11 protein-coding genes are annotated in these 9831 nt (G+C 67.6%); 9 read left to right on the top strand and 2 right to left on the bottom strand.

Going from position 1 to position 9831, the window contains the following annotated elements; translation table 11 throughout:
• The first annotated feature begins 215 nt into the window (after positions 1 to 215).
• From RMN86_RS07145 to RMN86_RS07165, 5 genes are read left to right on the top strand one after another with little or no spacing between them, the layout of a single operon-like run.
• The gene (locus tag RMN86_RS07145) at positions 216 to 833 is read left to right on the top strand and encodes a ribonuclease D (protein ID WP_309605145.1); all 618 of its coding nucleotides are present in this window, start codon (positions 216 to 218) and stop codon (positions 831 to 833) included.
• 10 nt (positions 834 to 843) lie between these two features.
• Positions 844 to 1470 (top strand): LPS export ABC transporter periplasmic protein LptC, encoded by a 627-nt coding sequence (gene lptC / locus RMN86_RS07150; protein WP_309605146.1) that lies wholly within the window; start codon positions 844 to 846, stop codon positions 1468 to 1470.
• Complete coding sequence (locus tag RMN86_RS07155) at positions 1467 to 2027, top strand: LptA/OstA family protein (protein WP_309605147.1); 561 nt, start codon at positions 1467 to 1469, stop codon at positions 2025 to 2027. The genes lptC and RMN86_RS07155 overlap by 4 nt, the downstream gene beginning before the upstream one ends.
• Positions 2028 to 2072: 45 nt before the next feature.
• On the top strand, positions 2073 to 2804 hold the full coding sequence (gene lptB / locus RMN86_RS07160; RefSeq protein ID WP_309605155.1) for an LPS export ABC transporter ATP-binding protein: 732 nt from the start codon (positions 2073 to 2075) through the stop codon (positions 2802 to 2804).
• Between the two features lie 17 nt (positions 2805 to 2821).
• The gene (locus RMN86_RS07165; protein ID WP_309605148.1) at positions 2822 to 3463 is read left to right on the top strand and encodes a hypothetical protein; all 642 of its coding nucleotides are present in this window, start codon (positions 2822 to 2824) and stop codon (positions 3461 to 3463) included.
• Between the two features lie 6 nt (positions 3464 to 3469).
• On the opposite strand, the gene RMN86_RS07170 is transcribed toward RMN86_RS07165, so the two are convergent.
• Both RMN86_RS07170 and RMN86_RS07175 read right to left on the bottom strand, forming a co-directional pair.
• Positions 3470 to 4192: a YafY family protein gene (locus tag RMN86_RS07170; protein WP_309605149.1), complete on the bottom strand. Its 723-nt coding sequence runs from the start codon at positions 4190 to 4192 to the stop codon at positions 3470 to 3472.
• 106 nt (positions 4193 to 4298) lie between these two features.
• On the bottom strand, positions 4299 to 5105 hold the full coding sequence (locus tag RMN86_RS07175) for a TerC family protein (protein WP_309605150.1): 807 nt from the start codon (positions 5103 to 5105) through the stop codon (positions 4299 to 4301).
• Positions 5106 to 5646: 541 nt separating this feature from the next.
• Here RMN86_RS07175 and RMN86_RS07180 point away from each other — a divergent pair.
• The 4 genes from RMN86_RS07180 (at position 5647) to RMN86_RS07195 (ending at position 9748) form a co-directional block, all read left to right on the top strand.
• Complete coding sequence (locus RMN86_RS07180; protein ID WP_309605151.1) at positions 5647 to 6327, top strand: CHAP domain-containing protein; 681 nt, start codon at positions 5647 to 5649, stop codon at positions 6325 to 6327.
• Positions 6328 to 6574: 247 nt separating this feature from the next.
• Complete coding sequence (locus RMN86_RS07185) at positions 6575 to 7525, top strand: magnesium transporter CorA family protein (protein WP_309605152.1); 951 nt, start codon at positions 6575 to 6577, stop codon at positions 7523 to 7525.
• A gap of 78 nt (positions 7526 to 7603) precedes the next feature.
• Positions 7604 to 8818, top strand: coding sequence for a pentapeptide repeat-containing protein (locus RMN86_RS07190; RefSeq protein WP_309605153.1), 1215 nt, complete (start codon positions 7604 to 7606; stop codon positions 8816 to 8818).
• Between the two features lie 45 nt (positions 8819 to 8863).
• Positions 8864 to 9748: an alpha/beta hydrolase gene (locus RMN86_RS07195; protein ID WP_309605154.1), complete on the top strand. Its 885-nt coding sequence runs from the start codon at positions 8864 to 8866 to the stop codon at positions 9746 to 9748.
• The last annotated feature ends 83 nt before the right edge of the window (positions 9749 to 9831 follow it).

The following is a 9831-nucleotide window of genomic DNA, read 5'->3' on the forward strand; positions in this document are numbered from 1 at the left end:
CTTCAGGTGCCAGTGGCTTAACGGCCGTGAAGGTTCGAGTCCTTTCCTGGGCACCACCCCCTTGGTGGCATGAGCGCCATTCTTTCGCGGCGCCCACGCGGTTGGCGAGGCTTTTCCTCGACCCCATCTGTTGACCATCGCCACCGGTACCTACCTAGGCGGCCCGCGGCTCTCTATAGTGAAGGCCAGACTTCTCGGCGCAGCGGCGAGGTATCGTGACGAACTTCCAGCATGAGGGCGACCTGCCCGCCGGCGCCCTGGCCGGGGCCCTGGCCGTGGCCATTGATTCGGAGACCATGGGCCTGCGGCTTGGCCGCGATCCCCTGTGCGTTGTGCAGCTCTCCGACGGCAGAGGCGACGCCCACGTGGTGCGGCTGGACCGCGCGACCTATGAGGCGCCGAACCTGAAGCGGCTCCTGACCGATCCGGCGGTGACCAAGCTGTTTCATTTCGGCCGCTTCGACATCGCCATGTTCTGGCTGCACCTTGGGGTGCTGACGGCGCCCGTGTACTGCACCAAGATCGCCTCGAAGCTGGCGCGGACCTACACCGACCGCCACGGCCTGAAAGACGTGACCAAGGAACTGATCGGCGTCGATCTGTCCAAGGCCCAGCAGAGTTCGGATTGGGGCGCCGCCAGGCTCAGCGACGACCAGGTCGCCTATGCCGCGTCCGACGTCATGCATCTGCACGCGCTGCGCGCCCGGCTGGACGAGATGCTGGTGCGCGAAAAACGCGACGGCCTGGCGCGGGCCTGTTTCGAATTCCTGCCGCATCGCGCCCTGCTGGACGTGGCGGGGTGGGAAGACGTCGACATCTTCGCCCACGCCTGAGGTCGGGGAATTGGCGGCGACCTCGCATTTTCCGGACAGATCGATCCCCGCCCGCCGGATCTCGATTCAGCGGTGGCGGCGCCGATCGCGGGTCATTCGCGGGCTGCGCATCCTGCTGCCCGGCCTGATCGTGCTGATCGTGGCCGGCCTGGCCGGGTCGATCGCCCACAGCACGCTCACCGCCCAGCCGAGTGTCGCGACCTCGTCCGACGATCCGATCAAGCTGATCAACCCCCGCTTCGTCGGACGTGACGACCGGGGCCGCGCCTTCGCGCTCACCGCGGCCTCGGCCACCCGCGACCCGCAGGACTATCAGAAGGTGTTCCTCGACAAGCCGGCCCTGATCCTCGACGCCGAGGGACCCGACCCCTTGCGCATCACCGGCGGCGCGGGGGTCTATCACGAGGGCACCCGCAAGCTGGAGGTCAGTGGCGGGGTGCGGCTGTCCGGCGCGCGCGCCGCGTTCGAGACCGCCACCTCGCTGTTCGACACCAAGACCGGCGAACTGGCGGGTCCCGGACCCGTTCATGGCTCCGGGTCGCTTGGCGAAATCGACGCGAAGTCCTATGCCGTGGACTCCAAGCAAGGCCGCATGATCTTCAGGGGCGGCGTTCATACCCGCATGGAATCCAAATGAGGCTGACAGCGCCGATGAAGAGCCTGCTACCCGTCGCCGTGGCGGCGACCCTGTCGCTGGGCGGCTCCGCCTCCGCCCAGCTCGCCACCAACTCCAAGGCGCCTGTCGATGTCACGGCCGATGAGCTTGAGGTGGTCAACAACTGCGAGGCGATCTGGCGCGGCGGCGCCGAGGCGCTGCAGGAAACCTCGCGGCTGCGGGCCGACGTGCTGAAGATCTTCCGCAAGGCGGGCCCGGCCAAGACCAGCGGCAAGGCCGACGCCTGCGGCGACATGGATCGGATGGAAGCTCAGGGCTCGGTATTCTACGTTACGCCTGATCAGAAGGTCCGCGCCAACAACGCCGTCTATGAGGCGGGATCGACCACCATCACCATGACCGGCGACGTGATCGCGGTGCAGGGCCAGAACGTCCTGCGCGGCGACCGCATGGTGTTCAACACCCAGACCGGCGCCGGCCAGATGCAGGGCGCCGCCAAGGGCCGTGGCGGCAAGAACCGCCCGCGCGGCGTCTTCTACCCGTCGCAGACCGCCTCCGACAAACCCCAGCCGAAATAGCGGGGCGACAGCCAGGTGAACCTCTTGAAGCCGGAACGCTTCGACATCCGTCTCGCCGGCGATGGCCTGATCGTCGACAACATCGGCAAGTCGTTCCGCGGCCGGCCGGTGGTCAAGGGCGTGTCGCTGCGGCTGCGCCGGGGCGAGGTGGCCGGATTGCTGGGTCCCAACGGCGCGGGCAAGACCACCTGCTTCTACATGATCACCGGCCTGATCCCCGCCGACTATGGCGCGATCTACCTCGACGGCGAGAACATCACCGCCCAGCCGATGTATCAGCGCGCGCGCATGGGCGTCGGCTACCTGCCGCAGGAAACCTCGATCTTCCGGGGCATGAGCGTCGGCGAAAACGTCATGGCGGTGGTCGAACTTCGGGAACGCGACCGGGGCCGGGCCAGGACCATGGTCACCGAACTGCTTGAAGAGCTGCACATCGAGCACTTGCGCAACGCCCCGGCCCTCTCGCTGTCGGGTGGCGAGCGGCGGCGGGTGGAGATCGCCCGCGCGCTGGCCTCGGAGCCATCGTTCATGCTGCTGGACGAGCCGTTCGCCGGCATTGATCCGCTGGCCATCGCCGATATCCGCGAGGTGATCGCTTACCTCAAGAAACGCGGCATCGGCATTTTGATCACCGACCACAACGTCCGCGAGACGCTCGACATCATCGATCGCGCCTCGATCATCCACGCCGGCGAGGTGCTGTTCGAAGGCCGCCCCGACGAGATCGTCGACGACCCGGAGGTCCGCCGCGTCTATCTTGGCGACCGCTTCAACTGATCGCACCGGAGCCCGCCATGCCCCACAGATTGCGCCTTTCTCTGGCCGCAGCGGCGCTCGTCTTGGTCTTGGCCGCGCCGGCCCTGGCCGCCAACAAGGTCGTCGACGCCACCAAGGCGTTCGGACATCTGGACGCCTATCTGAAGCTGCCGGCGGCCGAGCGCAGTCACTTCACCATGGCGTTCTATCTCCACCTCGGGTCCCGGCCACTGACCGCGCCGGTCTGGCTGGTGGAGGGCGAACGCAAGACGCCGATCCCCCTGCGCGCCGACGGCAAAGTGCTGCGCCTGCCCACCCTGGCGCAGCTGGGCGCCGCCAAGGTGGAAGTCGGCGTCGACGCGGCGACCAGGCTGGGCGCCAGCATCGGGCTCGAGCCCCTGGTCGCGCCGTCCACCGACATGGACGCCCGGGAACTGGCCGCCGCCGTGGCCCAGGCCGCCCGCGGCGCCAAGCAGATCGCCGGCGTCATGGCTTTCGCCGTGCCGACGCCGACATCGGTGGTGTTCGTCGGCGCGACGGTCGGCGAGGTCGAGTTCGCAGATGGCAAGCGCGCGGCGCTCCCGTTGATCAAGGGCGCGGCGGCCTATGCCCCTGCGAGCCTGCCCAATGCCCTGCGCATCCGCTTCGCCAGGCCGCCCCTGAAGCTCGACATCGACTGAACCCGGCTAAGCTCGGCCGCCCCGTCTCGCGACACCCATCTCAGCATATTTCTCGTTCATCTGCCGCCGCCAGCGGGCGCGCAGCGTCGCGGCGCGTTCAGGATAGCGGTCGTCCAGGAATGTCGCGTCCGCCACTCGGTCGGTCCGGAAGCTGCGGAAATCGACCCGCAGTTCGCACCAGGCGATCACAAGCTGAACAGTCTCGTGGTAGCCGACGGCGAACGGCCAGACCGTGCGCTGGCTCAGCCGGTCCTGCTCGTCGCGATAGCTCAACGCAATCTTGCGTCCGCCGTGGATGGCGCGGCGCACCTGGGCCATGTCCAGCCGATCGACGGCGTGGTCGCGGCGCGGTGCGGCCCGGGTCGCCGGCTCAAGCGCGAAGGGCCGCAGGCGCTCGGGCACGGTCGCGCCGATCTTGGCGATCAGGTCCAGCGCCGCCCGCGCCAGCGCCGGGTCGGCCCTTCCCGCGACCCATTGTGCGCCGAGCACAGCCGCCTCGATCTCGTCCTGTGTCAGCATCAGCGGCGGCAGGTCGAAGCCGCCGTCGAGCACATAGCCGACGCCAGCCTCGCCGCGGATCGGCACCCGCTGGGCCATCAGGTCGGCGATGTCGCGATAGATGGTCCGTTTGGAGGTCTCTAGCTCAGCGGCCATCGCCTCGGCGGTCACCGGCCGGCGGCCCCGGCGCAGCACCTGGATGATCTGGAACAGACGGTCCGCGCGCCGCATGGGATGGGTCTTCCTGCCAGACAGCTGACAAGTCTGGCAGGTGCGGGGCGATAGGCAACACCCCCTTGCATCTGGCGGCAGGCGCTGAAGCGGGATGTCTTGGGACTCAGTGCGGCGTGCGGTCGCCGGCCGACTTGGCCACCGCCTTGCGCCGATTTCGCGCCGCCATGTTCAACCCCTCGACCAAGCCGGAAAACGCCATCGCAGCGTAGATGTAGCCCTTGGGCACATGCACGCCGAACGCATCAGCGATCAGGGTCGCGCCGATCATCAGTAGGAACCCCAGCGCCAGCATCACCACGCTGGGATTTTCGTGGATGAAACGGGCCAGCGGACCGGAGGCCACCAGCATCAGGGCCACGGCGACGACCACGGCCGCCATCATGATCGGCAGGTGCTCCGTCATGCCGACCGCCGTCAGGATCGAGTCAATGGAGAAGACCACGTCCAACGCCAGGATCTGCACGATCGCCGCGCCGAAGCCCAGGGTCGCATGCCCGCGCTTGTCCAGCAGGTCGTCGGTGGGGTCGGGATCCATGGTGTGGTGGATCTCGCTGGTCGCCTTCCACACCAGGAACAGGCCGCCGGCCAAGAGGATCAGGTCGCGCCAGGAAAACGCCAGATCGACCATCGGGCGTCCGTCGGCGCCAAGCGGGGCGGTGAACGGCAGGACGATCACCGCGCGGGTCAGGCCGACGATGAACGCCAGCATCGACAGCAGCGCCAAGCGCAGGACCAGCGCCAGGCCGATGCCGATGCGCCGCGCCTGGACCCGGCGCTCCAGCGGCAGCTTGTTGGAAAGGATCGAGACGAACACCAGGTTGTCGATCCCCAGCACCACCTCCATGACGATTAGCGTCAAAAGGGCCACCCACGCCTCTGGGCTGACCAGCAGCGCCGTGATCCCGCTCATGTACGACCTTCCCTGTGGTCTGTGCGTCATGACCCGCGTGGTGTCGCCGGCCTCCTGGCTACTTAGCCTATCCGGCGGACCGAACCAGCGCCGGCCGAAAACCCCCGATTCGCCCGGAATCCGAGCGCCGGCCAGGCGGGGCGCCCGCATCGCGAACTTGTGAACCGAATTGGGGCATTTTTCGCGTGTAGCGCGAAGACCCGGGCCTGTGGGGCGAGCTCTTATTTCAGCGCGTTACAGCCGCGTGATCTAAGTTGTTGAAGTCGTGTGAATATGATCTCTGAAATATATGCGTATCGCCTAGACAGATATTTTGGCGCCTTGAAGCGTCAAGGCACGGCAATGAAATCTTGAGTGCCGTCAATTGATTGTCCGCTTGTGCTTGTCAACTCTCGAGATATTCACCTATTCGGCGCCCATCAGGAGGCAAACTGACGCTAGACGCATGTCGACCCCCAGCCGCCTCCGTCTAAACCCTCTTTTCACTTAATCCCCGATAGGGTTATCTGTCGGTCGAGTTCGCGTGGGGAGTTTCCTTAACATGCTTAAACGGACGAGGACCCTTTTGGGTTCCCTAGCCGTCGCGGCCGTTATGAGCCTCGCGCCCACCGCGGGTGGGGCGCTTGCCGACACCTATTGGCAGTGCGTCCCGTTTGCACGCCTGATCTCCGGAATCCAGATCTTCGGCGACGCCTACACCTGGTGGCGGCAGGCGTTGGGCAAGTATGACGTCGGCTTCCAGCCCAAGGCCGGCGCGGTGCTGTGCTTCAAGCCCACCGAACGCATGCGCTTGGGCCATGTGGCGGTCGTCTCACAGGTGCTGACCGACCGCATCGTGCAGATCACCCATGCCAACTGGTCGCCCATCGAGGGGTCGCGCGGCAAGGTCGAGAAGGACGTGACCCTGGTCGATGTCTCGACCCAGGGCGACTGGAGCGCGGTCAAGGTCTGGTATGATCCCAACCGTGACCTCGGCGGTTCGACCTACGCCACCTATGGCTTCATCTATCAGGACGCTCCGGCCAGGATGATGGCGGCCAGTGGCATCAGCCACGCCGAGAACACCGCCATCGCAATGGCGCAGCAGGCGGCGAGCCAGATGGCCGCGGCCATGCGGCCAGGTTCCGGACCGCTGCAGATGCTGAGCCAGGCCGCCGACTCCACCGATCGCATCGCCGCCCTGATCGCCAAGGCCGCCCGCGGCGACGGCGGCAACAACTAGGCTCGAGCGGCCGGTTGGCGGTTGGTCTTATCAACCCCCTCTTGACCTTCATGGCCCGGCTCGTCCGGGCCTCCCATGATCTCCGTGTCCCAAGAAAAGCAGCTTCACAGCCGCATATGTTCCTGCGCCATGGGGTGCTCATGGGTGGCCCGGACAAGCCGGATCATGACGATCAGGGGCGGGACGCACATCAATTGACGGCGCCCCATTAGCGCCTCACTACGGTCGACCACGAGCGGAGCGCGCCATGCTGAATCTCCTGCGGCGCGGCGCGCCGGGCTTCGAACTCCAGAGCAGCCTTGCCGGATGGACGCCGCCTCCCGAGGCCATCTGGCTCGACTTTCTCAATCCCACGCGTGAAGAGGAACTCGCGGTTGAGGCCGCGCTGAAGCTTGAACTGCCGACGCCGGAAGAGATGGCGAAGATCGAGCCCTCCAGCCGGCTCTACCAGGAGAACGGCGCCACCTTCATGACCGCCACCCTGCTGACGCGCGCCGAGGCGGGCCCGGCCGGCGTCCCGGTGACCTTCGTGCTGGCCAGGGACCTGCTGATCACCATCCGCTATCACGACCTGCGCGCCTTCAGCGTCTTCGCCGAGCGGGCGCCCGGCCAGGGTGTGACCAGCGGCAGTTCGGCGCTGTTTGGCCTGCTGGACGCTGTTATCGAACGACTGGCGGCGAGCCTGGAAGAGACCGGCGAAAGTGTCGAAGCCGCCTCCGCCGCCATCTTTCACCGCCCCAAGGGTCAGCAGTTCGAGACCCTGCTGACCGCACTCGCCGGCGCCCAGTCGGTGACCTCACTGGCCCGCGGCAGCCTGGTCAGCCTGGCCCGGCTGTTCAGCTTCGCCGCCCTGGCCCCGGAAATCGCCGCCGACGCCGAATGCACGGCGCACCTGAAATCGCTGCAGCGCGACGGCCAGTCGCTGACCGAACACGCCGGATTCCACACTAGCCAGATCACGTTCCTTCTGGATGCGGCGCTAGGCCTGATCAACATCGAGCAGAACGGCATTATCAAGTTCTTCTCGGTGGCGGCGGTGATCTTCATGCCACCCACTCTGGTGGCTTCGATCTACGGGATGAATTTTCACCACATGCCGGAACTCGATTGGCGGTTCGGCTATCCCCTGGCGCTGGGCTTGATGGTGGCCTCGGTGCTCGCGCCCCTGGTGTGGTTTCGTCGCCGCGGCTGGTTCTGAGGTCTCTGTTCGGCGAACGTCGGAGGGCAACCGTTCCTTAAGCCGCGCGAGCCCATGCTCGGGCCGTAAAGGCTTTGCATGTCCTCCCAGGCCCAACCTCACCATCTGGCCCTTGACGCCCAGGCGCTGCGCGAAGCCGTCGAGGCGCATCAGCGATACCTCGCGGGCCGCTCAGGCGGTCGCCGCCTCAGCCTGACCTATGCGGATCTTTCGAACACAACGCTGGAGGGCCTCGACCTGCGCGAGGCCGACTTCGCGGGCGCCAATTTCAACGGCGCGACCCTGGCCCGCGCCAATCTCGCCCGCGCCATTCTGTTCGGCGCCGACCTGCGCGAGGCCGACCTGCGGCGCGCCAACCTGAGCCAGGCCGATCTGCGCGGCGCCTGCCTACGCGGCGCCAACCTGGCCGGCGCGGAACTGCCCGGCTGCGACCTGCGCGAAGGCCGCATCGCCCTACAGGACAAGCTCGATGGTTTTCGCATCCTGCGGCACGAGCACCGACCCGGGGAACTGAGCTACGCTATCCTGTCGGGCGCGAACCTGTCGGGCGCGCAGATGTCCGGCGCGGTGGCGATGTCGAGCGATTTCACTGACGCCAACCTCTCCGGCGCCATGATGGCCGGCGCCAAGCTGACCCGCGCCGTGCTCGACGGCGCGGACCTGTCGGGCGCGGACCTGTCGGGCGCGGACCTCACCGGCGCCTCGATGAAACGCACCGTCCTGGCTGGAACCAACCTTGACCAGGCCAACCTGGCGGACGTGGACATGAGCGACGTCCTGCGCGCCCCGGCGCCCGTGGTCTATGTGCACGACCAGCCGATCGACGAGGTTCTCGCCGACTACGAAAGCTATTGCGACTCCGGCGGTGGGCGCGGGGCGGTGACCGACCTAAGCAACGCCGACTTCCGCGCCATGCCCACCCTCAAGGGCCGCCGATTCACAGCCATGGTAGCGCGTGGCGCGGTGTTCTTCGGTCTCGACCTGCAGGCCGTCCAATTCCAGGGCGCCGATCTGTCCGGCTCCGACCTGCGCGGCTGCGACCTGCGCGAGGCCGACCTTCGGGGCGCGAAGTTGTCCGGCGCGACCCTCATCCGGGCCGACCTGCGCGGCGCCAAGCTCGGGCCCCTGACCATCGGCGACGGGCGCTTTGTCCGTACCGACTTCACCCGCGCCATCCTGCGCAACGCCGATCTGCGCGGCGCTCACGCGGTCCGCGCCCGGTTCCTCGAAGCCGACATGACCGGCGCCAACCTCGACGGCTGCGATCTGACTGACGCCGAACTCGAGGTCTAGCCGCGCCCGAATCCGCAGCTATATGGGCGATCAGCGAGGATGCCCATGAACGCCTGCCACGAGCCCGAGCCGCGCGCGCGGACCATCGCCCTGTCTGGCCGCGGCGGGGCCATGGCGGCGATCGAGATGGGTCCCACCGGCCGGCCGGTGGATATCGTCTTCAGCCACGCCAACGGCTTCAACGGGAGGACCTACCGCAGCATCCTCCAGCCCCTGGCGGGGGCTTTGCGGATCCTGGCAGTGGACCTGCGCGGTCACGGCGCCAGCACCTTGCCGGCGGTGATCGAAGGCCGCGACGGCTGGGCCGAATTCCGCGACGACCTGGCAGCCCTGCTGGCGCAGGCCTGCACGGCGCCCGTGGTGCTGGCGGGTCACTCGATGGGCGGCACCGCCAGCCTGCTCGCCGCAGCCGCCGAGCCGGGACGGGTGCGCGCTCTGGCGCTGTTCGATCCGGTCGCTGTGCCACATGACCAGCAGCGCGACGCCGCCGCCATGGGCGGCTCGGCCCTGGTGCAGGGCGCGCTGCGCCGCCGGACGAGCTTCCCCAGCCACCGGGCCGCATTCGAGGCCTACCTTGGGCGGGGCGGGTTCCGAACCTGGAGCGAGACTCAGGTGATGGACTATGTCGCCGCGGGGTTCTCCGTTGCCGCCGATGGCGAGGTGACCCTGACCTGCCGCCCCGAGTGGGAAGCCTCCAACTTCCGCTCGCACAACTACGACGCCTGGCGCGCCTTCGCCGAGACCCGCTGCCCGATTCGAATCCTGCGCGCAGCCGAGGGGTCCACCTTCCGCACCGAAGGCCAGGAGGCCGAACTCGGCGCCCTGGGCGACCGCGTCACGGTGGAGACGATCCCGGGAACCAGTCACTTCCTGCCGATGGAGCGCCCCGACCTGGTCCGCGCCACGCTGGCCGATTGCGTGGCGGCCTAAAGCGTCAGCCCGCCGATCACCTGGGCGTTGGCGGCGGCCAGGGCTTCGTCGCTGAGCGTGATCAGCTTGCGGGTGTCCAGATC

Source organism: Phenylobacterium sp., assembly GCF_031360265.1.
GTDB lineage: Bacteria > Pseudomonadota > Alphaproteobacteria > Caulobacterales > Caulobacteraceae > Phenylobacterium.